Genomic DNA, 25,236 nt, shown 5'->3' with positions numbered 1-25,236 from the left:
GCATCGTGCGTCTGATTGACGAATGCATATGCGTGTTCAGCAAAAAGGGCCGAACAAGCCGGCCCCTTTTTGATTGCTGATGCTTATCCACCTTAGTTGTCGTACTCGCGGCATGCCTGACTGATCGAGGCGCCGCTTTCGCCGCCGCGGGTATCCACGCCCGAGTTGGCGCGAGGCATGGATGGGCAGTCGAGCGTCTTCGGCTGTGCCGTGATCGACTGTGTGGTCGTCGGGTCGACGGGCGTGACGGTTACGGGGTGGGTGCCGTTGTCGCTGCTCGTGTAATCGCTGGAAAATGTTCCGGAGCTCGAGCCGGTCGAGCCGCCATTGGTGGGGCCGATCGAATCGGGGTTGGATTGCGCGAAGGCGGATGTGGCCAGGCCCGCGGCAAAAATGGCCGCCGTGATGACAGACGTTCGCATGGGAATTTCCTCTCCCTCGTCGGTTTTCACTATCGGGTTACGTGTGGACAACCCGGCCGCAATCGGGTTTGTTCCGCGACTTGCGGCAATCTTGAATTGTGGCCGCGCGTCCCGCTGCGACATTCGGCATCAGACATCCCGGTTTGCGAAAGAGCGGCCGACTGGTTAAGACGTGGCGCTAACGGCTCCGCCGGCCGAGACCATCCGTGAGCCGGGCGAGCCCGCAGGAGACGACCATGAGCACCGACGACAACGATCAGCAGAACGGCAAGGGCACGAAGGCAATCATTTTGATCGCCATGGTTCTGGCTGCCATCACCGCCGTTTTCGGCGCGCTCGCCGTCTATAAGGCCGTGTTCGTCTACACCATCGCACCGTAAGGCTTGGCCGTCTGCCGGGGATGACCCGGACATGAACACGCCTCTCAGCTCACATTCATGCTGCGCTTATTATTCGTATTGAACAAATTCTCGATACGAACGTTTCGTCAACGCTGTTATGAATGGAGACTAGCATGAAGAAGCTTATTATCGCTGCCGCCGTGGCCATCGCATCGCTCAGCGCAACCGCAATGCCATCCTTTGCCGATAGCGTGACGGTTAGGATCGGTCAGCCGGGCTATCACGGCTACCACGATCGCTACAACCACCGCCCCTATTACGGCCATTCCAACCGCCATCATCCGGTGCGCTACAATTGCCGCATGAAGACCGTGAAGTACCACAGCCACGGTCGGCTCGTGACCAAGACCACCCGCGTCTGCAGCTAAACGCGCAGGCTTGCCGGATGTTTCAAGCACTCGGCCGGATGGCCGGGTGCTTATGTTTCATACGCCTTTGGTTCGTTACGCCGAACGCGTATGTCTTTTCCCATTTGCGGGTTTGTGAATTATCGCTAAAATGCTCCCGCACACTGCTTTGCGGGAGGAGCAGGCAGAGCGCTGCAGAGTATCTGGCGTGAGCAATGGAGGAGTGCGCAAATGGCAAGCGAAAAGTGGAATGATCCTATCCAGGTCGGCTTCGAGACTACGGGTGCACGGACTATATCCGGCCCGTTCGACGCGCTGACATGCCTGACCGAGCTCTGGCCCAATGTTCGCGGCCTCCGCTATCTGAAAGCCCGCAGCACATGCCGAGCCGCCCTTGATGGCCGCAAGAGCGTGGAAGAAGCGCGCGCGGAGTTCGTCGCGGCGGCCGAGGAAGCAAGGCTTCACGTCCACTGAGCGAGCTGCAATCAATCCGATCGGGATCAGATTGCTCCACAAGTGGCTCGAAATAAAGCAAGGTTGATTTTTGCTTAACCCTCACCGGAGCTTGTCGGGGGCAGCCGGACGAAGCCGGTTGTCTGGAGTGCTCAACGCTTACTAGAACACTGGCAGCCATCATGATGATGGTCAGAGGCTCGTCACCCTCTGTGTGAAAAGCACAGGCGGGCCTCGTATAAACTTCTGCAAAACAATCGGTTAGACGATGCAAGGTAGCGCCGCCCGGCGCACACTATCTCTCCCTCACGCATCGTGAGCGCGCGCCCTCTGCGGTCTGGTTAATTGAGCGTTACCTGATATCAGCATCCGGCATCGGCGCTTGCCACTTCCACATATCCCACGCCGATAATCGTGCCGTCATTGGCGCGGATGAAGGACGGGACGTAGTGCGCGGCGGCGGGAACACAGGCGGTCGCATCGCCATATTGGGCGAGCATGACATCATCGCGCTGAAGCGCTGAATAGTTGCTGTCGATCTCCAGCGAAGCTGCGGCCGGCAGGGCAAACGCGCCGGTCATCAGCGCTAAAACGGGCATCCCAAGTCGAAGAAAGCGCGTCATGCCATTCTCCCATGTTTGATTATGCCAGTAACGGAACAGCCGTTAGTTTAGTTCCGCGAAACTGCCGCCACTTTCAAATGCGTTAACGCTTTTCTACTTCCATCTTACAGTATTGACCGAAACAGCGCACCGGCGACAAAAGGAGAGCATCAGCGGCGCAACATCCGGCTCTGCACATTGCCCTGTCCCACCACATCCTCGGCGATCATCATGGCGCGAACGATGTCACCCGCACTGTGCGCAAAGCCTTCGAGCACGGCGTATTGGCCAATCATGGTGACGGTGATCTCGGTGCAATCGAGGTCCGGATCTGCGCTCAACGCGCTTTCGATCGCAGCCCGCATCGACGACTGGCTATGGCCCCGTTCGCACTGATCCTCGTGCCCCGTCAAAATCTGGAACAGCTGTACCATCTTCGCCTCCAAGCGAATTGTTCTGCTGCTTAACGCTGCAGCGCCGCATTTCGTTGCAGTGCGGGCGCTATCGTTGGAGTATTTTCGAGAAGAAAATCCAAATACCTCTTGGCGCTTCAAGCGAAGCGAGCCATATCAACAGCATAGACATGTGGGGTGATCGCGATGAAACGCGTGATATCGGCCGTTGCGGCAACATTCGTTATGGCTGGTCTTCTGGCTGGCTGCACCACCAGCGATACGGCGGAGGTGAAGCCCGTGCCCGGAAGCATCACCTATGGCGGGCAGCCGCGCACCAAGCTGACCAAGTCGCCGCCGGGCAGCGTCGTCCATAATACCTTCTACGATTCGACCGGAACGAAGCAGCTGGAAACCTATATCCTGCAGCCCGACCGGACGCTGAAGCTGACCCGGCGCGAAGCCATCCCCGATTTCCCGATGTAATAGCGCCTAAAGTGCGAGCGGCGGTTCGGCCGGGCGCAGGAAGCGATCGATCGTGGCCGGTTCCACCGCTTCGATCGTGGCCGGTGTCCATTTCGGCTTACGGTCCTTGTCGATGACGGCGGCGCGGATGCCCTCGTAGAAATCGGGGCTTTGCAAGATGCCCAGGCAGGCGCTGAACTCGCGGCGCAGGCACTCGGCCAAGCTGCGGCTCTGCTTGCCCTCATGCAGCAGGCGCAGCGTCAGCGCCAGGCTGGTTGGCGAGCGAAGTTGGATGGCACGCAGCGTTTCTGCCGCGAAGTCCGATGGCTCCGCTTTCAGCGCCGCAATGATGTCGCCGACCGTGCCGAAGCGGAAGGTGCGCTCGATCAAGCCGCTGTTGAGCCGCAGCGGTCCCTTGCCCGGATCGGTCGACAGGTTCTTGAGGACAACATCGACATCACGCGAGCTTGCGCCACGCGACAGGCCGGCCAGCGTGTCGACAAGCTCCGGCAACTGGAAGGCGGCGACCTGAACATCCGCGAGCCCGGCATGGATCACGTCGGCCGCCCCGACCTCCAGGCCTGTCAGGCCCATCCAGACGCCGACCTCGCCCAAGGCGTGCGGCAACAGCCATGTAGCGCCGACATCGGGGAAATAGCCGATCCCCGTTTCCGGCATGGCGAAGCGGGTGCGCTCGGTGACCACGCGGTGGCGGCCATGCGAGGAAAGGCCGACACCGCCGCCCATGGTGATGCCGTCCATCAGTGCGACATAGGGTTTGGGATAGGCGGCGATGCGGTGATTGAGGTGGAACTCCTGGCGCCAGAAGTCTTCCGCCAGCGGCGTGCCGGCGCGGCCGCTCTCGTGCAGCGCGCGGATATCGCCGCCGGCGCAGAAGCCACGCTCGCCCTCGCCCGTGATGATAACCGTCGCCACATCGGCATCCGTCGCGAATTCGCTGAGCGCCGTGTCGATCGAACGGACCATGTCGAGGGTCAGGCTGTTCAGCGCTCTCGGCCTGTTGAGGCGAATGATGCCGGCGGAACCCTGTCGCTCGGCAATAACCTCGCGCTGATCGACTTTGTCGTGCATCCGGGCCTCCTTGCGGCGTGAGCCGCGATCGATGCGGCCGCGCCAAATTGCGATTCCAAGTTCATGCAGTCAGCGAATTGCGCTGCTTGTACACAAACTTATCGCGCTCGGCCGGATAGTCGATGGCTCGTATGCGAGGAAGATGCTCACGACCTCGTTCGGTCGCAAGACTGCAACAGTTTCGGCCGCTCAGAAGGAGGCGGCGGCGAGCACGCGGTGGAGGCCCTGCAGATCGTCGACATTGCGGTTCGTGAGAGACAGTTCCCAGTCTAGCGCGCTGCGCACGATCGTCTCGAGCGAATCGTATCGCGGGGTCCAGCCGAGAACGCGGTTCGCCAGGGTGGCGTCGGCCACGACACTGGCGGAATCGCCCGGGCGACGCGGGGCCATGTGGATCTTGAAGGCGTGGCCGTGCAGGCGCGTCACCATGTTCAGGACGTCGAGCACCGAGTAGCCGGCGCCGTAGCCGCAATTGGCGACCAGTGAACCGCGCTCGCCGCGCAGATGCTGCAGGGCTCTGAGGTGCGCCTCGGCCAGATCGCTGACGTGGATGTAGTCACGCACGCCGGTGCCGTCATGCGTCGGATAGTCGAGGCCATAGACGCTGACGCTGTCGCGACGGCCAAGGGCGGCCTCGCAGGCGACCTTGATCAGATGTGTCGCGCCCGAGGTCGACTGCCCGGCGCGGCCGAGCGGGTCGGCGCCGGCGACGTTGAAATAGCGCAGGGCCACATAGTTGAAGTCATAGGCAGCCGCAGCATCGCGCAGCATGAACTCGGTCATCAGCTTCGACTGGCCGTAGGGGTTTTCCGGGTTCAGCGATGCGTCTTCCTTGACCGGGTCCGACGTCTTCTGCGGACCGTAGACGGCGGCGGTGGAGGAGAAGACGAAATGGCGGATGCCGGCGCTGACCGCAGCGCTCATCAGCGCGCGGGTCTTGCCGGAGTTGTTGTCGTAATAGGACAGAGGGTCGGCGACCGAGGCAGGGACGACGGCCGAGCCGGCGAAATGAATGATCGCCTCGATGTCGTTTTCGATAAAGATCGTCTTGAGCAGTTCGGCATCGGCGACATCGCCGAGATAGAAGCGCGCTTCCGGCGCCACGGCCCAGCGAAAGCCCGTGGAGAGGCGATCAAGCACGACGACCTGCTCGCCCGCATCCAGCAACGTCCAGACCATATGACTGCCGATATAGCCGGCGCCACCCGTCACCAGAATTGCCATGTCCCGCACTCCCGTTTCATCTCACGGGGGCATCTGACCCGGCTTTCCTTTCCGAAATTCGAATAAACGGCCTCGGCGGGGCGTGTGCCGGGGCGAAGTTTGCCGGTGTGGTTAGGGGCTGATTTGCGGGTTTGCTAGAATTTTATCGATGTGGCCATTTCGGCCCCATCGAGGGTTCAGCCGCGCGGTTCGGTTGCGGCCCGGGGAGCCAGGAAGCCCTGTTCGACGGCGAGCGCGATCAGCCGTTCGGTGAGGTCTCCGAGTGTGCCCGAAGCGATGGCGATCGGCTCCATGCGCCTGACGACATCCGGCTCGGTAACGCCGGCCGTATGCCAGGTGCCGCCACCGGTGAAGAAATTGTGGAGCAGCGGCTGGAAGCGGTCCATGGCGTTGGCAAAGCGGGCGTCGCTGGTGCGCTTCTCCTCGAACTCATCCCAGAGCGCGCGGAACTCGATAGCCTGATCGGCGGGAAGCAGGGCGAAGATGCGGTCGGCGGCGCGCAGTTCGCGTTCGGTCTGGCTGGTGCGGGCAACCGCATCATAGGCGAAGGTATCGCCTGCATCGATCTCGACGATGTCGTGGATCAGCAGCATCTTCAAGACGCGCAGCAGATCGATCGGTTCGCTCGAATGTTCGGCAAGCACCGCCGCCATCAGCGCAATCTGCCAGGTGTGCTCGGCGTCGGTTTCGACACGCGAGCGATCGAGCAGCGACGTACGGCGCAGGATCGTCTTCAGCTTCTCGACCTCGAGAATGAAGGCCAGCTGCTCCATCAGACGGCGATTGCCGAGAAAGCCTTCCAGGTGATCGGCGGTGATCTTTTCGGACATGCGGATGCTCCCGGTTCAGAGCTTCAGGATATAGTCGCAGAGCCTGTCGGCCGCGGTCTGGATCTGGGCGGGGTCGCGCAGGAAGCAGGCGCGGAGAAACAGCTCGCCGCCGGGACCGAAGGCGGTTCCGGGCGCCAGACCGACGCCGGTCTTGTCGACGATATCGATCGCCGCCTTGCGGCTGTCGGTGACGCCGTCGATCTTCAGGAAGGCATAGAGCGCGCCATCGGGCTTCAGCGTCTGAACGCGGTTGGTCGCAATCAGCGCGTCGCAGAGGATATCGCGCGAGCGCCTTGCCTTGTCGATATTGGCCTGCACGAAGGCATCGCCCTCATTCAAGGCCGCGACTGCGCCGCGCTGCATGAACTGGGCGACGCCCGAGGTCGAATACTGGATGAGGTTCTCAAGCACCTGCCCCGTCTCCGGCGGCGCCACGATCCAGCCGACGCGCCAGCCGGTCATCGACCAGTTCTTCGAGAAGGAATTGACGAACATGACCTTGTCGCCCGCTTCCATCACATCCAGGAACGAAGCCGCGCGGTCGCCGGGGAAGTAGTAGCGGGCGTAGATTTCGTCCGCCATGATCCAGAGGCCATGCTTGCGGGCCAAGCCGAGGATGGCGGCCAGATCCTCCCGTGTCGCGGTCCAGCCGGTCGGGTTGGAGGGCGTGTTGATGAAGAGCGCCTTGGTCTTCGGCGTGATCGCGGCGGCGATGCGGTCGAGGTCGACGGCCCACTTGCCGCCTTCGAAGTCGAGCTGCACGCCGACGGAGCGGGCGCCGGCGATTTCGAGCGCGGCTGCGATGTTCGGCCAGGCGGGCGTCAGATAGACCAGCTCGTCGCCGGGCGAGGTCATCGCCTGCACGGCGATCTGGATCGCCTGCATACCGGAGCCGGTGACGAAGAAATGCTCGACGGGCAGGTTTATGCCGAAGTGACGGGCGTAATAGTCGGAGAGCGCCTGGCGCAGTTCGGGAATGCCGCGCTGGTAGGTGTAGAAGGTTTCGCCGGCCGAAAGCGCCGTCATCGCCGCCTGATTGACGAAATCGGGGGTGGGAAGATCGCCTTCGCCGACCCAAAGCGGCAAGAGGCCATCGCGGCCACGGGCATAATTTACGACTTCGACGATCCCGCTTTCAGGCGCCTGGATGGCGCGCGGGCTGAGGCTATTGACGATCGACATGCATCACTCCGGTTTTCGCCTACATAAAACAAATGCGCGGGCGAATCCCATGACAATCGGTGATGGCCGATCGATTTCCGTGATGGGTGAGCCCTGCCCTATCCGGCAGGGCTCTTAAGCCATCAGACCGTCGGGCGCTTGGCCAGGAGGTCGCGGATTTCGGTGAGAAGAGCGACGTCGGCCGGCGGCGGCGGTGCATCTTCCGGAGCAACCTTCTTCTGGCGCTCGACCTGCTTCTGCAGCGTGTTCACGCCCTTGACCATCAGGAAAATGATCCAGGCAAGAATCAGGAAGTTGATGAGAACGGTGATGAAGCTGCCGTAAGCGAGAACGGCGCCCTGTGCGCGGGCAGCGGCCAGCGTCGGCGCGTTGACGTTGGACGAGAGGCCGATGAAGTAATTGGAGAAATCGAAGCCACCGAAGATGGCGCCGACGATCGGCATGATGACGTCATCGACCAAGGATTTGACGATGCCGCCGAACGCACCACCGATGATGACACCGACGGCAAGGTCCATGACGTTGCCGCGAGCAATAAACGCTTTGAACTCGTTGAGCATACGATCTGTCTCCCTCTGATGCAGTTTGATTGCAGGCTGTTGTTTTTATTAGCTACATCTTCGTTGCGATTATTCAATTACAAATTACGAATTATTCAATTGCTCCACCCGTCTTTGACTTAAGACCTAGACGGCGGGAATTTTCAAAGGCCCCGATTTGCCGTAGGCTTCGAGCTCCGGGAGGACCGGCGCATGGGACGCCGGCGGAGGAGAAATGCTGCCAGGCTGGGTGATACTCGCATCGGCGTTCGGCTACCTGTTCCTGCTGTTTGCCGTGGCAAGCCATGGCGACCGGCAGCGCAGGCGTTTTGGCGCGCCCGACAGCGGACGACCGGTCGTCTATGCGCTGAGCCTCGCGATCTATTGCACCTCGTGGACCTATTTCGGCGGCGTCGGCCTTGCTTCGCAGCGCGGGCTGGAATTCACCGGCATCTATATCGGCCCGATCCTGGTCTTCACGCTGGGGATGCCTGTGCTGCGGCGGATCATCGATCTCGCCAAGACGGAGAAGCTTACCTCCGTCGCCGACTTCATTTCGGCGCGCTACGGCAAGAACTCGGCGGTGGGGACGATCGTGGCGCTGATCTCGCTGGTCGGCGCCATCCCCTATATCGCGCTGCAGCTGAAATCGGTGTCAAGCACCGTGACGGCGATGCTCAATCCGTCGGATTACGGCATTGGAAGCGGCAATCTCTATTTTCTCGACCTGCCGCTGCTGGTCACTCTGGTTCTGGCCTGCTTCGCCATCATGTTCGGCACCCGCCACACGGATGCGACCGAGCATCAGGATGGGTTGATCCTGGCGGTCGCGATGGAATCGGTGGTGAAGCTGTTTGCATTTCTAACAGCCGGGGTCTGCGTCGTCTGGTTCTTGTTCGACGGGCCGGCCGATCTGTGGCGGAAGGCGGCGGAGAACGAGCTGGTGCTGTCGGCGCTGCATTACCAGACGCCGATAAGCCGCTGGCTGACGCTGACCGTTCTTTCCGCCTTCGCGATCGTCATGCTGCCGCGGCAGTTTCATGTGACCGTGGTCGAGAACCGGACGGCGAAGGAGTTGCGGCTGGCGGGCTTCCTGTTCCCTCTCTACCTGATCGCCATCAATCTCTTCGTGCTGCCGATGGCGATCGCGGGCCTGCTCACCTTCGGCGGCAACGGCAATGCCGATCTCTACATGCTGTCACTGCCGATCGTCGGGCAGATGCCTGTGATGTCGCTGATCACCTTCATCGGTGGCTTCTCGGCGGCGACGGCGATGGTGATCGTCGCCTCGGTGGCGCTGTCGATCATGGTTTCCAACGATATCGTCATGCCGATCTTCCTGCGCCGACGGCTTGCCGGGCGCGGCGGCCAGCGCGACGATTTTGCCAAGACGCTGCTCAACATCCGCCGCAGCGCCATCTTCGCCGTGCTGCTGCTCGGCTATGCCTATTACCGCTCGACTGACAGCACCACGGGTCTGGCCTCGATCGGTCTCCTGTCGTTTGCCGCCATCGCGCAGATGGCGCCGTCGCTGCTTGGCGGACTGATCTGGCGGCGGGCGAATGCGCGGGGCGCGATCCTCGGTCTCTCCTCAGGCTTCGTGATCTGGATCTACCTGCTGTTCCTGCCCTCGCTTGGCGGGCCGGATTATTCGGCGGTGGCGAGCGCCGTGCTGGGCTTCGTCTTTCCCGGGGTCACCGTGTTTACCGACAATGCCGATCCGCTGGTCAACGCCACGGTCATGAGCCTGCTCGTCAACACCGGCTTCTTCGTGATCGGCTCGATGACGCGCAATGCCCGGCCGCTCGAGCGCATCCAGGCCGGCATCTTCGTCAAGCGGCAGTCGCGCTCGCAATTTGCCACGCGCGGCTGGAAAACGCGGATCAGCGTCGGCGACCTGAAGGCGACGATCTCGCGCTATCTCGGCGAAGAGCGGATGGAGCGGTCGTTCCAGACCTACCAGCAGAATTCCGGCCGCAAGCTGGAGGACGACCAGCCGGCCGACATGGCGCTCATCCATTTCACCGAGCAGCTGCTCGGCAGCGCCATCGGCTCGTCTTCGGCGCGGCTGGTGCTGTCGCTGATCCTGCAGAAGGTGGAGGATGCCTCGGCCGACACCGCCTGGCTGCTCGACCAGGCGAGCGAGGCGCTGCAATATAACCAGGACATGCTGCAGACGGCGCTGTCGCAGATGGATCAGGGCATCGCCGTGTTCGACAGCTCCAACCACTTGACGATCTGGAATCGGCGCTTCCGGCAGCTGCTGGATCTGCCCGAGACATCGGGACAGGTCGGGTTTCCGCTTGCCGATATCGTCGCCATTCTCAGCCAGCGCGGCGACATCCCGGTCTCCGAAGTCAGCCAGACGGTCCGGCACTTTCTCACGCTCGACAAGCCCTTCGCGCTAGTGCTCGGGCGCGGTGAGCGCATCATCGAGGTGCGATCCAACGCCATGCCGGACAAGGGGATCGTCGCGACCTTCACCGATATCACCCAGCGCGTGGCCGCCGACCAGGCGCTGAAGCAGGCCAACGAAACGCTCGAACAACGCGTGGCGGAGCGTACGGCGGAGCTTACCCGCGTCAACCACGAACTCGGCGAAGCGCGCGCTTCGGCCGACGAGGCGAACCTTGGGAAGACGCGCTTCTTTGCCGCCGCCGGGCACGACATCCTGCAGCCGCTCAATGCCGCCAGGCTCTATTCCTCGGCACTGGTCGAGCGGATGGGGCAATCGGAAAGCAGCGCCATCGTGCGCAACATCGATTCGGCGCTGGAATCGGTCGAGAGCATTCTGGGCGCCGTGCTTGACATTTCCAGGCTCGACACCGGGGCGATGCGCCCTCGCCTCGCCTCGGTGCCGCTTGCGGATCTGCTGGAGCGCATCCAGACCGACTTCGCGCCGATTGCCCGCGAGAAGAGGCTGAAGCTGGTGGTGATGCCGACGTCTCTGCGCGTGCGGTCCGACCCCAATCTGCTGCGCCGGCTGGTGCAGAACCTGGTGTCGAACGCGATCAAGTACACGCTGACGGGCAAGGTGCTGGTGGGCGCGCGCCGGCGCGGCAACCAGGTCGTCATCCAAGTGATGGATTCGGGCATCGGCATTCCGCCATCGAAATTCCGCACCGTGTTCAAGGAGTTCGCGCGGCTGGACGAAGGCGCCAAGACGGCATCGGGCCTCGGGCTTGGGCTGTCGATCGTCGATCGCATCGCGCGCGTGCTCAGCCACCCGGTGGAGCTGCATTCGACGCATGGCAAGGGCACCGATTTCCGCATCGTCATGCCGCGCGATATCTCGCCGGTTGCCGAAGCGCCGATGACGACCGCGCCCGCCGAGCGCTCGGCGCGGAATTTGGAAGGGCTGAAGGTGCTTTGCATCGACAACGAGCCGCATATCCTCGAGGGGATGCAGCTGCTGCTGAGCGGCTGGGGCTGCGCGGTGCAATCGGCGGATTCGCTTGCCGGTGTCACGGCGCTCGACGCGCGGGAGAGTGCGCCCGATCTCGTCATCGCCGACTACCATCTGGGCGACGGGACCGGCGTGGCCGCGATCCTCTCGGTCCGCGAGCGCTTCGCCACCTATGTTCCGGGTCTCTGCATCACCGCCGACCGGACGCTGGAGGTGCGCGCCGATGCCGAGCGGCACGGGATCGGCATCCAGCACAAGCCGGTGCGCCCCGCCGCGCTGCGCGCTTATATCACCCAGATATCGGCGCAGAAACGGGCTGCCGCGGCCGAGTAGAGGCTCCTGCCAGAACGTTTGTCACGAGGTCGTGAACGCGCTCGATCGAGGGCTGGTCGCCAAAGAGGATGCGGTAAATGATGGGGGCGACGACGCCATCCATGACCGCATCGATATCGGGAAACGCTTCGCCACGGGCATGCGCTCGCTCAGCAATCAGCGCGATTTGTTCGCGGGTGAACGCATCGCACTTGCAGGCGTTGGCGTTGTCCTGAGCGGCCAGCACGTCGCGCATCATGTCGCGGCCGATGCCCGAGGACATTTCCTCGCAATATTGCTCCGTCCACACCTCCAGATCGCCGCGTGCGCTGCCGGTGTCGATCGGCAGCATGTCGGGGCGAAGGCGCTCGACAGCGACATCGGCGAGCAACTCCTGCAGCTCGCCCCAGCGGCGGTAGATCGTCGATGGCGTCACGCCTGCTTCAGCCGCGATTAGCGGGATGGTGACGTCGGCGCGGTCCATCGTCTTCAGAAGCGAGCGGACGGCATTGTGGACGGAGGCCTGAACGCGGGCGCTGCGCCCGCCGGGGCGGAGATTTTCTTTTGCTGGCATTGACTAACCGACCTTCGGCCTCCCGAGCGCGCCATGGTTCAAAAACTTTGAGCGATCCATTAACGCAAATTATTTGCTTTTAGCGCGCACCTGCCCTACATCGGACTAACGCAACGACTTAGCTTTAAGGAGCTTATATATGCCCGCGCCCGGCAGATCCATAGAGACGAAGTCAAACCCCATCCGTTTTCACGCGGTGACGCTTGCCACCTTCTTCGGCGCCTCGGCGGCGCCGACGCCGCTTTACCGGATCTACCAGGAGAACTTCGCCGTCTCTCCCGTGCTGATCACGGTGATCTTCGCGGTCTATGCTTTCGCGCTGCTGCTTGCACTATTGATCGCCGGCTCGATTTCCGACCATCTCGGCCGCAAGCCGGTGATCTTTTCGGCGCTGGTGCTCGAGATCATCGCCATGGCGCTGTTTGCCGCCGCCAGCGGGCCGGCTTGGCTGATCGCGGCGCGGATCATGCAGGGACTGGCGACCGGGATCGCCGGCGCTTCGATCGGCGCGGCGCTCGTCGATGTCGACAAGGCCAAGGGGCAGCTGGTGAACTCGATCGCGCCGCTATCCGGCATGGCGATCGGCGCTTTCGGAACCAGCGCGCTGATCCAGTACGGGCCGTTTCCGCTGCATCTGGTCTACGCGATCCTGCTCATCGCCTTCGTCATCCAGGCCGGCGCGATCTGGGCAACCAGCGAGACCGCATCCACGCGGCCGGGTGTCTGGGCTTCGCTGAAGCCGCGCGTCGCCATCCCGCCACAAGTGCGGCGGCCGCTGGCGCTCGTCACACCGATCAACATCGCCAACTGGACGCTCGGTGGCTTCTATCTCTCGCTCGTGCCGTCGCTGGTGGTGAGCACGACAGGCAGCCATGCGCCGTTGACGGGCGGATCCGTGGTGACGGCGCTGATGGTATCGGGGGCGGTGGCCGTCTATCTGAGGCGCGCCAAATCGGCCAACGGCAACCTCGCCTTCGGCACGATGGCGACCACGCTCGGCGTGCTCACGGTGGTTGCGGGTGTGCACCTTGCCAGCGTGCCGCTGCTGCTTCTCGGGACGTTGCTGACCGGCGTCGGCTTCGGCACGAATTTCCTGGGCGCGATGGGCACGATCATGCCGCTTGCCAAGCCGGACGAGCGCGCCGAACTGCTATCGGCCTTCTACATCCAGAGCTATCTCGCCTTCAGCCTGCCCGCCATTCTCGCCGGTTTCCTGGCGAAATCGCTCGGCTACCAGCTGACCACGGATATCTATGCGACGGCGATCATTCTCGTCACCTGGATCGGCTTTCTCGGCCTGCGGGCGGATCGCGCGAAGGCGGAGCGGATCGCCGCCTGAACCCAAAAATCGGGCAACAAAAAAGGCCGGGCGAACCCGGCCTTTCGTTCGTCCCGGCGAACCGGAGACGATATATTCGAAAACTTAAGCAGCCTGCAGACGGTCTGCGGACATCTTGCCCGAACGCTTGTCGGCAACGAGCTCGTAAGACAGCTTCTGGCCGTCCTTGAGTTCGCGCATGCCGGCGCGCTCAACAGCAGAGATGTGAACGAAAACGTCGGCAGAACCGTCGTCCGGCTGAATGAAGCCGTAGCCCTTGGTTGCGTTGAACCACTTAACAGTACCTGTGCTCATGACGATATCCTTTTATAAATCGTACATAGATGGTGCACACCGAACAAAGCCAGCATGCGATGGAAACCGATTTTGGAGGAAGTTCGCGAGCAACAGCACGAGCGGCCGTAACAAAGTTCATCTAGCAAGATCGATGCGAGGCTTTTACGTGGTAATTGTGTCTCTGGCAAGGCAACTTTAGCGACCACAGATGCCCGGATCGATGAATTCATCGATGAATTCTGGGGGCGACCGGGCAGGCTTAAAAGCCAGCCCGATCATACGCGTGGAAAGGCCGGTCAGGCGGCAACCTTTGCGCCGGCATAGGGGTCGAATCGGCCGTAGAACGTCTCGCCCTTCGCCGCCATATCCTTGAGCAAAGTGGTCGGCGCGAAGTGTGGTCCGTAAGAGGCGGCTAACCTCTCGCACAGCGCCACGAAATTCTTCGGCCCCATGCCGTCGATGTAGGAGAGCACGCCGCCGGTATAGGGCGCAAAGCCGAAACCGAGGATGGAGCCGACATCGGCCTCACGCGGATCGGTAACGATTCCCTCTTCCATGGTGCGCGCCGCCTCGAGCGCGATGGTGACGAGGAAGCGCTGTTTCAGTACCTCGACATCAATCTCGTCGGCCTTCTTCTGCGGATAGAAAGTCTTGAGTTCGGGCCAGAGCGACTTCTTGGCGGGCTTTGCCGGATAGTCGTAGAAGCCCTTGCCGTTCTTGCGGCCGCGACGATCGAGTTCGTCGACCATCTTGTTTATCAGCGCGAGGTGCCTCGGATCGACGGCTGCCTCGCCGAGATCGGCAACGGTCGCCTTCAGGATCTTCTGGCTGAGATCGATCGCCACCTCATCGTTGAGCGACAGTGGACCGACAGGCATGCCGGCCATCTTGGCGGCGTTTTCGATCATCGCCGGCGGCACGCCTTCGATTAACATGTCGTAGGCTTCGTGGATGTAGCGAAAGACACAGCGGTTGACGAAGAAGCCGCGCGTGTCGTTGACCACGATCGGCGTCTTCCTGATGGCGGCGACGTAGTCGAGTGCGACTGCCAGCGCCTTGTCGCCGGTCTCCTTGCCAAGGATGACTTCGGTCAGCATCATCTTTTCGACCGGCGAGAAGAAATGCACGCCGATGAAATCGACCGGCCGCTTCGAATTTTTCGCGAGGCCCGAGATCGGCAGCGTCGAGGTGTTGGAGGCGAAGATCGCGCCTTCGGGCAACACCGCCTCGACAGCCTCGATCACGGCCTTCTTGACGTCGCGATCCTCGAACACCGCTTCAATGACGAGATTGACGTCCGTGAGATCGGCATAATCGGCCGAAGGCGTGATACGCGCGAGAAGCGCCGCACCCTCATCCTGCGTCAGGCGGCCCTTACCGACCGAGTCCTTCACCAGGCCCTCGGAGACCGACTTGCCCTTGGCTGCGGCTTCCATGTCGCGATCAACAAGGGTGACGGGAATGCCGGCGGCGGCGGTCACGTAGGCGATCGACGCCCCCATGAAACCGGCGCCGACGACACCCACCTTCTTCAGCTCCGTCTTTGCGATGCCGGCGGGGCGGCGGGCCCCTTTGCCAAGCTCCTGCATGGAGATGAAGAGGGAACGGATCATCGAGAATGCTTCGGTGGTCTGCAGCACCTGCGTGAAATAGCGCTGCTCGATCTTGAGCGCCGTATCGAAGGGAACCTGCAGGCCCTCGTAAACGGATTTCAAAATGGCAAGCGCGCCGGGATAGTTGCCCGCGGTTTCGCGGCGCAGGATCGCCGGTGCTGCCGGCCAGAGCTGGGCCGCAGCCGGCGTCCAGATGCCGCCGCCCGGCGCCTTGAAGCCCTTTTCGTCCCAGGGAGCGATCGGCTTCAGGCCGTCCTTGATCATCTGCTTGGAAGCGGGGATCAGCTGATCCGGCTCGACCACCTGGTGGATCAGGTTCATCGCCTTGGCGCGCGAAGCCGTCAGCGACTGGCCGGTCGTCATCATCTGCAGGGCGGATTGCGCATCTGCCAAGCGCGCGACACGTTGCGTGCCGCCGGCGCCCGGGAAGATGCCGACCTTGACCTCGGGAAGCGCGATCTTGACCGACTTGGCATTGGAGGCGACGCGGCCGTGGCAGGCGAGCGACATCTCCAGCGCGCCGCCCATGCAGGTGCCGTTGATGGCCGAGACCCAGGGTTTGCCACAGGTTTCCAGCTTGCGGAACAGGCCGGTCATGCGACCGACGAGATCGAAGAGCTTTTGCGCGGCTGTCGACGGGTCCTTGACCTTCTCCTCGTTGTAGAAGGTGAACATCGCCTTGATCATCGAGAGATCAGCGCCGCCGGAGAAGCTCGACTTGCCGGAGGTGATGACCACGCCCTTGACGGCGCTATCGGCCACCGTCTGGTCGATGATCGCATTCAGTTCGTCCATCACCTCGGAGGTGAAGACGTTCATCGACTTGCCAGGCATATCCCAGGTCACAAGGGCAATGCCATCGGCGTCGGTTTCGACGGTGAAATTGGTGTAGGTGGTCATGATGGGATTCCTCTTCCCGTGGAATTCTCTGTTGTGCCAGACCGCCCCCTCACCCGGCCTCCGCTACGCTCGGCCACCCTCTCCCCGAGGGGAGAGGAGGATCGTCCACGCTGCGGATCTTTCCCTTCTCCCCCACGGGGAGAAGGTGCCGGCAGGCGGATGAGGGGGCTACACCCTCTCGATCACAGTTGCCGTGCCCATGCCGGCGCCGATGCAGAGTGTCACCAACGCGGTGTTGAGATCGCGGCGTTCCAGCTCGTCCAGCACCGTGCCGAGGATCATCGCGCCGGTGGCGCCGAGCGGGTGGCCCATGGCGATCGCGCCGCCGTTGACGTTGATCTTGTCGTGGCCGATGTCGAAAGCCTGCATGTAGCGCAGCACGACGGCGGCGAAGGCTTCGTTGAGCTCGAAAAGATCGATATCGGCGAGCGTCATGCCCGAACGCTTCAAGAGCTTTTCGGTGACGTCGACAGGACCGGTCAGCATCAGCGCCGGGTCGGAGCCGATGTTGGCGAAGGCCTTGATGCGGCCGCGCGGCTTCAGACCCATGCTCTCGCCACCGGCCTTGGAGCCGAGCAGCACGGCGGCAGCGCCATCGACGATGCCGGACGAATTGCCGGCGTGGTGGACGTAGTTGATCCGCTCGATCTCCGGATGCGCCTGGATGCCGACGGCCTCGAAGCCGCCCATCTCGCCCGGCATCTGGAAGGACGGGTTAAGCGAGGCCAGCGCCTGCATGTCGGTGCCGGGGCGCATGTGTTCGTCGCGATCGAGGATCACGAGGCCGTTCTGATCCTTCACCGGGATGACGGAATTCTTGAAGTAGCCCTTCTCCCAGGAATTGGCGGCGCGCCTCTGGCTTTCGACGGCATAGGCGTCGACGTCGTCGCGGCTGAAGCCGTATTTGGTAGCGATCAGATCGGCCGAGACGCCCTGCGGCATGAAATAAGCAGGGAAATTGACCGACGGGTCCATGAACCATGCGCCGCCGGACATGCCGAGACCGACGCGCGACATGCTCTCTACGCCACCGGCAATCACGATGTCATCGGCGCCTTGGGCGATCTTGGCGGCGGCGAAATTGACGGCGTCGAGGCCGGAGGCGCAGAAACGGGAGATCTGCATGCCCGGCGCCTTGATGGAATAGCCCGCCTCGAAAGCCGCACCGCGCGGGATGACCGCGCCGGCTTCCATAACAGGATCGACGCAACCCATGATGATGTCATCGACCGTCTCTGTGTTCAGCCCGTTGCGGTCGCGCAGCGCTTCCAGCGTTTTCGCCGCAAGGCGCACCGACGGCACCTCGTGCAGCGAGCCATCCTTCTTGCCGCGGCCGCGCGGCGTGCGGACGTGATCGTAAATGAAAACTTCGGTCATCGTGTCTCGTCTCCCTGGCGGCTGTTGGCCGCGAACCTCAAAACGCCTCGGCGCTCAATGCCATCATCGTTTCAGCGCCGGTTTCGATGCGCGCCTTGCGCAGTGTCGTTTCCGGCATGATCCGCTCCATGAAGAAGCGGGCGGTGATCAGCTTGTTGCGCAGGAAAGCCTCACGGTCGGTCTCTCCCGCGGCCAGTCCGTCGTTGGCGGCCTTGGCCATCTTGGCCCACATATAGCCGAGAATGACGAGGCCGAAGAGATGCATGTAGTCGGTCGAGCCGGCGCCGGCATTGTCGGGCTTTGCCATCGCATGCTGCATGAACCACATGGTCGACGCCTGCACGTCGTTCAAGCCCTTCTTCAGGTTCTTGGTGAAGAAGGACATCTGCTCGTCGCTGCGGTTTTCCTCGCAGAAATCGCCGATCTCCTTGAACAGCGCCATGACCGCGCGGCCGCCATTCTGGCCGAGCTTGCGGCCGACGAGATCGAGCGCCTGGATGCCGTTGGCGCCTTCATAGATCATGGCGATACGGGCATCGCGGACATACTGGCTCATGCCCTGCTCTTCGATATAGCCGTGGCCGCCGAAGACCTGCTGGGCCATGACGGCGTGGTCGAAGCCCTTGTCGGTCATCACGCCCTTCAGGATCGGGGTGACGAGGCCGAGAATATCGTCGGCCGTCTGCCGTTCCTTCTCGTCCGTGGCGCGGTGGGCGATGTCGGATTTCAGCGCGGTCCAGAGCAAGAAGGCGCGGCCGGCTTCGTTGAACGAGCGGATGGTCATCAGCGCGCGGCGAACATCGGGATGGACGATGATCGGATCGGCCTTTTTGTCCGGCGCCTTGGCGCCAGAGAGCGCCCGGCCCTGGATGCGCTCGCGGGCATATTCGGCGGCGTTCTGATAGGCGATCTCGGCGATCGCCAGCCCCTGCAAGCCAACGCTGAGGCGCGCTTCGTTCATCATCACGAACATGGCAGCCAAGCCCTTGTTCTCAGCGCCGATCAGGAAGCCGGTCGCCTCGTCGTAGTTCATCACGCAGGTGGCATTGCCGTGGATGCCCATCTTGTGCTCGAGCGCGCCGCAGGAAACGCCATTGCGCTCTCCGGCCGCACCATCGGCGCCGACCATGAACTTGGGCACGATGAAGAGCGAGATGCCCTTGGTGCCCTCGGGCGCGCCTTCGATGCGGGCGAGAACGAGATGGACGATGTTGCCGGACATGTCGTGTTCGCCGGCGGAAATGAAGATCTTCTGGCCTGATATCTTGTAGCCCCCATCGGCCTGCGGAACGGCCTTGGTGCGCAACAGGCCGAGATCGGTGCCGCAATGGGGCTCGGTCAGGTTCATGGTGCCGGACCATTCGCCGGAGACCATCTTCGGCAGATAGGTCTTTTTCTGCTCGTCGGAACCGTGAACGATGATGGCGGCGATGGCGCCCTGGGTCAGGCCCGGATACATCATCAGCGACATGTTGGCGGCCGAGGTGTATTCGCCGACAGCGGCGTGCAGCGTGTAGGGCAGTCCCTGGCCACCGAACTCCTCCGGCACGGCAAGCCCCGTCCAGCCGCCCTCGCAATAGGCGTCGTAGGCCTGCTTGAAACCTTTCGGCGTGGAAACCGAGCCGTCTTCCTTGCGCGTGCAGCCTTCCTGGTCGCCGGCATAGTTGAGCGGGAAAAGCACTTCCTCGGCCACCTTGGCGGATTCACCGAGGATCGCCTCGATCATGTCGGGCGTGGCGTCGGCGAAGCCCGGCAGGTTGTTGTAGCGCTCCAGACCCAGCACATCGTTCAGCACGAAAAGCGTGTCGTTTACCGGGGCCTTGTAGACTGGCATCGTTCGAATTCCTCCAATTCGTCAGCCGGGCGGACCGGCCTATGCATGTGTCTTACAAAATATTGACGTTTGCGTAAACGTCAAATTTTATTGCATCGCAAATTTGTGAGCCGAGAGGGGCGCCGCACGAAGCCTCTGCGCCACGGGAACCGCCGCAGGAACACACTGTAAGGGTGCTATCTTTCGCACACAGCTGTGTGTACATGTCTAAAATCTGATCCAAACGGATGCCGCATGACCTCCACAGCCGCTTTCTTCCGCTCCAGCCTGATCATGCTTGCCGTGGGTGTCCTCATCCTCCTCGGCATCGTCGGCTCGTCGCTCTGGCTTGTCCAGGCGAACCGCGAATATTCCGACGAGACGGCATCGCTGCGCCGTGTGCGCAGCGCCATCGTCGGCGTTCTGACAACCGTGCAGGATGCGGAAACGGGCCAGCGCGGCTATCTGTTGGCGAACGATGTCCTTTACCTCGCGCCCTACACGTCCGCGCTGGAAAACCTGCCGAAGCGCCGGCAAGTGCTGCTCGACAACGTCAAATCGTTGCCGAGCTACGCGATGCAGCTCGATGCGCTGAACGCCGCGATCGACGGGAAGATGAACGAGCTCGCCAAGACGGTCGCGTTGACGCGCGAGGGCAAGACGGGCGAAGCGGTGGCGATCGTTCGCGACGATGCCGGGCTTGTCTACATGGACAAGATCCGCGCGATCATCGGCGACTTCCTCGATCAAACCGACAACCGCCTGCGGGTTCTGGTGGAAAAGCAGCTTTCAGCGGCCAGCACGCTGCAATTGGTGACGATTGGCGGCGCGCTGGCGATCCTCGTCGTGCTGGGCGGGGCAATCCTGATCATCGTGCAGCACGTGCGCGACCTGTCGCTCGCGACCAAGGAAGTCGAGGTGCTCAATGTCGGGCTTGAGGCGCGCGTCAACGAGCGCACCGAAGACCTGATGCGCGCCAACCAGGAAATCCAGCGCTTCGCCTATATCGTCACCCACGATCTGAGGGCGCCGCTGGTCAACATCATGGGCTTCCTGAGCGAGCTCGATACCGCGATGAAGTCGGTCTCGACCTATGTGCTCGCGGACAACAAGACGCTGAGCGAGCAGGACATCCAGGATGCGCGGCTGGCGGTCGAGGAAGACCTGCCGGAAGCGCTCGGGTTCATCCGCTCGTCCACCCGCAAGATGGATGCGCTGATCAACGCGATCCTGAAGATCTCGCGCGACGGACGCCGCAAGCTGCAGCCCGAGAGAATTGACCTCAAGGCGATGATCGACACGGTCGCCGCCAACGTTCACCACCAGCTGGTGGAAACGGGTGGGACGACCGAAACGCGCGTTCGCATCGGCGCCATCGTCAACGACCGCTTCTCGCTGGACCAGATCTTCGGCAACCTGTTCGACAATGCGGTGAAGTATCAAATGCCGGGACGGCCGCTTAAAATCGATGTCGACGCCTATCCCGATGGACCGGGGCGTGTCAGGATCGACGTGAAGGACAATGGTCGCGGCATCGCCAGCAACGATCTCGAACGGGTTTTCGAGCTGTTTCGCCGGGCCGGCGAGCAGGATCAGCGCGGCGAAGGTATCGGCCTTGCGCATGTGCGTTCGTTAATCCGAAATTTGGGCGGAGACATTACGGTCACATCCGAACTCGGGAAGGGCAGCACGTTCATTCTGACGCTGCCCGCGGACCTCACCAAAATCGTACGGAGTATGGAACTATGAAAGCGACCGGTCAGGAAGTCACGATCGTGATGATCGAGGATGACGAGGGGCACGCCCGTCTCATCGAAAAGAACGTGCGCCGCGCCGGCGTCAACAACGAGATCGTGCCGTTCACGCTCGGCAAGGGCGCGCTCGACTATATCCTCGGACCGGATCGCGACGGGATCGTCAGCAAGGATCGCTATCTGCTGATCCTGCTCGATCTCAATCTGCCTGACATGTCCGGCCTCGACATTCTCGAGAAGATCAAGACCAACGAACACACGCGCCGCATGCCTGTCGTCGTCCTGACCACGACCGACGACGAGCGCGAGATCCAGAAGTGCTACGATCTGGGCGCCAACGTCTATATTACCAAGCCGGTGGATTATGACGGCTTCTCCACGGCGATCCGCAATCTCGGACTGTTCTTCTCCGTCATCCAAGTCCCCTAACGAGTAGCCAAAATCTGTGCGCATCCTTTATGTCGATGATGATCCGGCCCTAGCCCGCCTCGCAACGCGGGTGCTTGCGCGCAGTGATTTCACGGTCGTCCATGCTCCGTCCATCGAGATCGGACTTGAGCTTTTCGCGGCCGAGACCTTCGAGGCCGTCGTTCTCGACCATTATTTCGAGAACCAGACGGGCCTGAATTTTCTCGAGGCGATCGCCGAGATCGGCAAGCCGACGCCGGTGCTCTACGTGACCGGATCGAGCGACGCCGACGTCGCCATCCGGGCGCTGAAGGGCGGTGCGGCGGACTACGTCGTGAAGACGGCGACGGACGATTTCTTTCCGCTGCTGATCAGCGCGCTCAACCAGGCGATGGAAAATTCGCGGCTGCGCAGCGAAAAGGAAGAGGCCGACCGGCAGCTCGTCGTCGCCAAGGAACGCGCCGAACTGCTGCTGGCGGAGATGAACCACCGCATCGCCAACAGTCTGTCGCTGGTTTCGGCGATGATCCGCATGCAGATGCAGATCGCCGGCAGCGACGAGACCAAGACCGCGCTCAACGAGACGCAGAACCGCATCACCGCGATCGCCGGCGTGCACCGCAGCCTTTACACATCGGAGATCATCGGCGAGGTCGAGCTTGACGTCTATCTCGGGCCGCTGCTTGCCGAACTGCACGGCAGCAGCACGATCGCGCGCGGCATCACGCTGAAATCGCAGCTTTGTCGGATTTCGACGACGGCAGACAAGGCGGTGGCGCTCGGTGTCATCCTGATCGAGCTCGTCACCAACGCGACGAAATACGCCTATACGGCTGGCACCGGCGAGGTGCGCGTCGTGCTTGAAACCACCGACGATGGCCTCGCGGTGCTTTCGGTCGAGGACGACGGGATCGGCTATGATCGCACTGTCGGCCCGAAGGGAACCGGCCTGGGCACGCGGCTCATCAACGCCATGGGCACGACGCTCGGCGCCGAGATAAGCTACGGGCGTGACGGCAAGGCTGATGGCACCTATGTCGCCGTGCGCTGGCAGCAATAGTACATCCCACTCCTGAAACAGGCTTCTCCCGGCCGTCTATGAGACGCGCCGCAGGTATCATTTGCTTCCTGCCGAAGACGCGCTAAACTTTGTTGGCTAACCGACGAAAAAGCTTAGGAGGAGCGATTTCATGAGACGGATGTGGCCCGAAGAGTTCAACTTCGTTCTGGACAACGCAGAAGAAGTAACACTCGATCTTCCCGCGATAGAACATGAGGACGGCTCGCGCAGCGAGGCAATCAGCCGGCAGGCGTTGAAAGTCCGCATTCCGATGGAGGATTACGAGCGCATCTGGCCGCTGGCGGAAGCGCGCTACCGGCTCGACGGCAGGAACCTCGGCAAGGCGGTGACGCTGATCACCACCAATCCGCACTACCACGCCTGGCACCCCGCCGATGGCGGCTCGGTCGACAACGTCACCGAGGGCGGACGCCACTTCACCACCAAGTATGTCGTCGTGCACTTCCTGCTCGACGATGTAAGGGAGACGGCGGCGGCCTGAGCCGCCACCCTTTCCCACTCGCGGCGATCAGGCCGCGTCCAGCGCCTGGGTCAGATCGGCAATGAGATCGTCTGGATGCTCAATGCCGATCGACAGGCGGATGGTGGAATCCAGAACGCCGATCCTTTGACGCACCTCGGCCGGAACGCCGGAGTGCGTCATCGTCGCCGGATGGCTGGCGAGCGATTCCGTGCCGCCAAGGCTGACGGCGAGCTTGAATATCTGCAGCGCGTTGAGGAACTTGAACGAGGCCGGCTGGCCGCCTTCGATATCGAAGGAGAAGGTCGATCCGGCGCCAGTGCACTGCGCGGCGAAGGTGCGGCCGAGCGGCGAAGACGGCTCGTGATACGGAAGATAATGGATCTTCCTGACCTTCGGATGCGCGCGCAGGAAGTCGGCCACTGCGAGTGCATTGTTGTTGGCGCGCTCCATGCGGATCTGCAGCGTTTCCAGCGAGCGGCCGAGCATCCAGCAGGAGTGCGGATCGAGCTGCGTGCCGATCGCGCCTCTCAGCGCCTTGACCTGCTTCATCACTGCCTTGCTGCCCAACGCCGCGCCGGCGATCAGGTCGGAGTGCCCGCCGACATATTTGGTCAGCGAATAGAGCGAGATATCGGCGCCGTGCTCGATCGGGCGCTGGAAGACAGGACCGAGCAGCGTGTTGTCGCAGGCGACGATCGGCGTGTGGCCCTGCTTCCTACCGATCTCATCGGCAATCCGGCGCATCATCGCGACATCGACAAGGCTGTTGGTCGGGTTCGCCGGCGTTTCCACGAGGATCATCGACACACGGCCCTTGGCCATCGCCTGTTCGGCGGCGGCGCGCACCGAGCTCTCGTCGACACCATCGGCGAAACCGACGGCCGCGACGCCGAGATTGAGGAAGGTCTTGGCAAGCAGGGTTTCGGTGCCGCCATAGAGCGGCTGCGAGTGCAGCACCGCATCACCGGGGCGCACGAAGGCGAGCAACGTCGTGGCGATGGCCGACATGCCGGACGAGAACAGCGCGCAGCTTTCCGTCCGCTCGTAGACGGCGAGACGGTCCTCGACGATCTCGCTGTTGGGATGATTGAAGCGCGAATAGACGAGGCCGGCACCCTGCCCTGCCGGCGGCTCGCGGCGGCCTGAGACATAATCGAAGAAATCGCGGCCATCCTCGGCGGACTTGAAGACGAAGGTGGAGGTCAGGAACACCGGCGGCTTGACCGCGCCCTCGGACAGTTCGGGATCGTAGCCGTAGTTCAGCATCTGCGTTTCGGGATGCAGGGCGTGATTGCCGATATGGGTCTTGGAGGGATGCGGCGCGGTCATGGTCGTCTCCTGCTTCAAAGATGGATTGATGACGGCAAATTATATCGAAATGCGCTTGATGTTATTGCTATTTGGAGCGCGGCTGCGATGTTGGAAGCAACATCATGCGAGAGCGGGGGAGATTTCGTGCAGAAAGTTGCGGATGAAATGGACCGGCGGATTCTGAAAGAGCTGGCCGGCGACGCACGGCTTGCCAATAACGAACTCGCCGAGCGCGTCGGCCTCTCCGCGTCCGCCTGCCTGCGTCGCCTGCGGCGGCTGGAGGAGGCCGAGATCATCCAGGGATACACGGCGCTGATCGATCCCGCCGTCAACGGCTGGACGATGACGGCGCTCGCCTCGATCCGCCTCAGCCGCCAGCATGAGGACGAGATCCAGATGTTTGAGAATGCCGTGCGCGAGTGGGACGAGGTGCTGGAATGTCATCTCGTCACCGGATCGCGCGACTACGTGCTGAAGGTGATGAGCTCTGGGCTCGACGATTACGAGCGCTTCATCAAGGAGAAGATCGCGCGGCTGAAATGCGTCGACACGATCGAGACGAGCTTCGTGATGAACACAATCAAGGCGCGCCGGATCTAGCGTTTCGCGTCTTCCTGCCGCTCGACAGGCGCCTCGCTTAAACGGCGGTATCCACTTGCG

Annotated in this window: 25 protein-coding genes; 11 read left to right on the top strand and 14 right to left on the bottom strand. The window is 62.3% G+C overall.

Going from position 1 to position 25,236, the window contains the following annotated elements:
• Window positions 1–92 precede the first annotated feature (92 nt).
• Window positions 93–422, bottom strand: coding sequence for a hypothetical protein (locus tag QTL96_RS18110; protein WP_289728644.1), 330 nt, complete (start codon window positions 420–422; stop codon window positions 93–95).
• A 236-nt stretch (window positions 423–658) separates the two neighbouring features.
• Between QTL96_RS18110 and QTL96_RS18105 the strand changes: the two genes are divergently transcribed.
• From QTL96_RS18105 to QTL96_RS18095, 3 genes are all read left to right on the top strand, one after another.
• The gene (locus QTL96_RS18105; protein WP_156144778.1) at window positions 659–802 is read left to right on the top strand and encodes a hypothetical protein; all 144 of its coding nucleotides are present in this window, start codon (window positions 659–661) and stop codon (window positions 800–802) included.
• 134 nt (window positions 803–936) lie between these two features.
• The gene (locus QTL96_RS18100) at window positions 937–1,191 is read left to right on the top strand and encodes a hypothetical protein (RefSeq protein WP_289728643.1); all 255 of its coding nucleotides are present in this window, start codon (window positions 937–939) and stop codon (window positions 1,189–1,191) included.
• A gap of 210 nt (window positions 1,192–1,401) precedes the next feature.
• Window positions 1,402–1,644 carry a DUF982 domain-containing protein gene (locus tag QTL96_RS18095; protein ID WP_018898368.1) on the top strand — a complete coding sequence of 81 codons (243 nt, stop codon included), beginning with the start codon at window positions 1,402–1,404 and terminating at the stop codon, window positions 1,642–1,644.
• Window positions 1,645–1,985: 341 nt separating this feature from the next.
• Here QTL96_RS18095 and QTL96_RS18090 read toward each other — a convergent pair whose 3' ends face one another.
• Window positions 1,986–2,246 carry a hypothetical protein gene (locus QTL96_RS18090; RefSeq protein ID WP_289728642.1) on the bottom strand — a complete coding sequence of 87 codons (261 nt, stop codon included), beginning with the start codon at window positions 2,244–2,246 and terminating at the stop codon, window positions 1,986–1,988.
• Window positions 2,247–2,395: 149 nt separating this feature from the next.
• Window positions 2,396–2,659, bottom strand: coding sequence for a BON domain-containing protein (locus QTL96_RS18085; RefSeq protein ID WP_047507305.1), 264 nt, complete (start codon window positions 2,657–2,659; stop codon window positions 2,396–2,398).
• A 165-nt stretch (window positions 2,660–2,824) separates the two neighbouring features.
• Between QTL96_RS18085 and QTL96_RS18080 the strand changes: the two genes are divergently transcribed.
• Window positions 2,825–3,103 carry a hypothetical protein gene (locus QTL96_RS18080; RefSeq protein ID WP_289728641.1) on the top strand — a complete coding sequence of 93 codons (279 nt, stop codon included), beginning with the start codon at window positions 2,825–2,827 and terminating at the stop codon, window positions 3,101–3,103.
• A gap of 6 nt (window positions 3,104–3,109) precedes the next feature.
• Here the strand turns inward: QTL96_RS18080 and QTL96_RS18075 are convergent, their stop codons facing one another.
• The 5 genes from QTL96_RS18075 to mscL form a co-directional block, all read right to left on the bottom strand.
• Window positions 3,110–4,174, bottom strand: a complete 1,065-nt coding sequence (locus QTL96_RS18075; protein WP_289728640.1) for an enoyl-CoA hydratase/isomerase family protein — start codon at window positions 4,172–4,174, stop codon at window positions 3,110–3,112.
• Window positions 4,175–4,363: 189 nt separating this feature from the next.
• The gene (gene galE / locus QTL96_RS18070) at window positions 4,364–5,398 is read right to left on the bottom strand and encodes a UDP-glucose 4-epimerase GalE (protein ID WP_289728639.1); all 1,035 of its coding nucleotides are present in this window, start codon (window positions 5,396–5,398) and stop codon (window positions 4,364–4,366) included.
• Window positions 5,399–5,574: 176 nt separating this feature from the next.
• Window positions 5,575–6,228: an HD domain-containing protein gene (locus QTL96_RS18065; protein ID WP_289728638.1), complete on the bottom strand. Its 654-nt coding sequence runs from the start codon at window positions 6,226–6,228 to the stop codon at window positions 5,575–5,577.
• Window positions 6,229–6,243: 15 nt separating this feature from the next.
• Window positions 6,244–7,410 (bottom strand): pyridoxal phosphate-dependent aminotransferase, encoded by a 1,167-nt coding sequence (locus tag QTL96_RS18060; protein ID WP_047507295.1) that lies wholly within the window; start codon window positions 7,408–7,410, stop codon window positions 6,244–6,246.
• Between the two features lie 122 nt (window positions 7,411–7,532).
• Window positions 7,533–7,970 (bottom strand): large conductance mechanosensitive channel protein MscL, encoded by a 438-nt coding sequence (gene mscL / locus QTL96_RS18055; RefSeq protein WP_018898360.1) that lies wholly within the window; start codon window positions 7,968–7,970, stop codon window positions 7,533–7,535.
• 214 nt (window positions 7,971–8,184) lie between these two features.
• Here mscL and QTL96_RS18050 point away from each other — a divergent pair, with 214 nt between their 5' ends.
• Entirely contained in the window at window positions 8,185–11,688 is a 3,504-nt protein-coding gene (locus QTL96_RS18050; RefSeq protein WP_289728637.1) for a PAS domain-containing hybrid sensor histidine kinase/response regulator, read from the top strand.
• Here QTL96_RS18050 and QTL96_RS18045 read toward each other — a convergent pair.
• Window positions 11,645–12,241, bottom strand: coding sequence for a TetR/AcrR family transcriptional regulator (locus tag QTL96_RS18045; RefSeq protein ID WP_289728636.1), 597 nt, complete (start codon window positions 12,239–12,241; stop codon window positions 11,645–11,647). The two genes, QTL96_RS18050 and QTL96_RS18045, sit on opposite strands and share 44 nt — an antisense overlap.
• Window positions 12,242–12,380: 139 nt before the next feature.
• Here QTL96_RS18045 and QTL96_RS18040 point away from each other — a divergent pair, with 139 nt between their 5' ends.
• On the top strand, window positions 12,381–13,580 hold the full coding sequence (locus tag QTL96_RS18040) for an MFS transporter (protein WP_289728635.1): 1,200 nt from the start codon (window positions 12,381–12,383) through the stop codon (window positions 13,578–13,580).
• An 84-nt stretch (window positions 13,581–13,664) separates the two neighbouring features.
• On the opposite strand, the gene QTL96_RS18035 is transcribed toward QTL96_RS18040, so the two are convergent.
• The 4 genes from QTL96_RS18035 to QTL96_RS18020 all read right to left on the bottom strand — a co-directional run bounded on the left by QTL96_RS18035 (window position 13,665) and on the right by QTL96_RS18020 (window position 19,580).
• Window positions 13,665–13,874 carry a cold-shock protein gene (locus tag QTL96_RS18035; protein ID WP_018898356.1) on the bottom strand — a complete coding sequence of 70 codons (210 nt, stop codon included), beginning with the start codon at window positions 13,872–13,874 and terminating at the stop codon, window positions 13,665–13,667.
• Window positions 13,875–14,152: 278 nt separating this feature from the next.
• Entirely contained in the window at window positions 14,153–16,369 is a 2,217-nt protein-coding gene (locus tag QTL96_RS18030) for a 3-hydroxyacyl-CoA dehydrogenase NAD-binding domain-containing protein (RefSeq protein ID WP_289728634.1), read from the bottom strand.
• Window positions 16,370–16,537: 168 nt separating this feature from the next.
• Window positions 16,538–17,746, bottom strand: coding sequence for an acetyl-CoA C-acetyltransferase (locus QTL96_RS18025; protein WP_289728633.1), 1,209 nt, complete (start codon window positions 17,744–17,746; stop codon window positions 16,538–16,540).
• Between the two features lie 37 nt (window positions 17,747–17,783).
• Window positions 17,784–19,580 (bottom strand): acyl-CoA dehydrogenase C-terminal domain-containing protein, encoded by a 1,797-nt coding sequence (locus QTL96_RS18020; RefSeq protein WP_289728632.1) that lies wholly within the window; start codon window positions 19,578–19,580, stop codon window positions 17,784–17,786.
• 234 nt (window positions 19,581–19,814) lie between these two features.
• Here QTL96_RS18020 and QTL96_RS18015 point away from each other — a divergent pair, with 234 nt between their 5' ends.
• The 4 genes from QTL96_RS18015 to QTL96_RS18000 all read left to right on the top strand — a co-directional run bounded on the left by QTL96_RS18015 (window position 19,815) and on the right by QTL96_RS18000 (window position 23,283).
• Window positions 19,815–21,308: a CHASE3 domain-containing protein gene (locus QTL96_RS18015; RefSeq protein WP_289728631.1), complete on the top strand. Its 1,494-nt coding sequence runs from the start codon at window positions 19,815–19,817 to the stop codon at window positions 21,306–21,308.
• Window positions 21,305–21,742 carry a response regulator gene (locus QTL96_RS18010; protein WP_289728630.1) on the top strand — a complete coding sequence of 146 codons (438 nt, stop codon included), beginning with the start codon at window positions 21,305–21,307 and terminating at the stop codon, window positions 21,740–21,742. The genes QTL96_RS18015 and QTL96_RS18010 overlap by 4 nt, the downstream gene beginning before the upstream one ends.
• Window positions 21,743–21,758: 16 nt before the next feature.
• Window positions 21,759–22,781 (top strand): histidine kinase dimerization/phosphoacceptor domain -containing protein, encoded by a 1,023-nt coding sequence (locus QTL96_RS18005; RefSeq protein ID WP_289728629.1) that lies wholly within the window; start codon window positions 21,759–21,761, stop codon window positions 22,779–22,781.
• Between the two features lie 130 nt (window positions 22,782–22,911).
• Window positions 22,912–23,283 (top strand): hypothetical protein, encoded by a 372-nt coding sequence (locus QTL96_RS18000; RefSeq protein WP_081619891.1) that lies wholly within the window; start codon window positions 22,912–22,914, stop codon window positions 23,281–23,283.
• A 27-nt stretch (window positions 23,284–23,310) separates the two neighbouring features.
• Here QTL96_RS18000 and QTL96_RS17995 read toward each other — a convergent pair whose 3' ends face one another.
• Window positions 23,311–24,594 (bottom strand): cystathionine gamma-synthase family protein, encoded by a 1,284-nt coding sequence (locus tag QTL96_RS17995; protein WP_289728628.1) that lies wholly within the window; start codon window positions 24,592–24,594, stop codon window positions 23,311–23,313.
• Between the two features lie 147 nt (window positions 24,595–24,741).
• Between QTL96_RS17995 and QTL96_RS17990 the strand changes: the two genes are divergently transcribed.
• A complete protein-coding gene (locus QTL96_RS17990; RefSeq protein ID WP_018898347.1) occupies window positions 24,742–25,176 on the top strand; it encodes an Lrp/AsnC family transcriptional regulator in 435 nt (144 codons plus the stop codon).
• The last annotated feature ends 60 nt before the right edge of the window (window positions 25,177–25,236 follow it).

It is taken from the genome of Rhizobium sp. S163, from assembly GCF_030380805.1.
GTDB lineage: Bacteria > Pseudomonadota > Alphaproteobacteria > Rhizobiales > Rhizobiaceae > Rhizobium.
The sequence above is the reverse complement of the archived record's forward strand: the minus strand, read 5'-3'. Positions and strand labels throughout refer to the sequence as shown.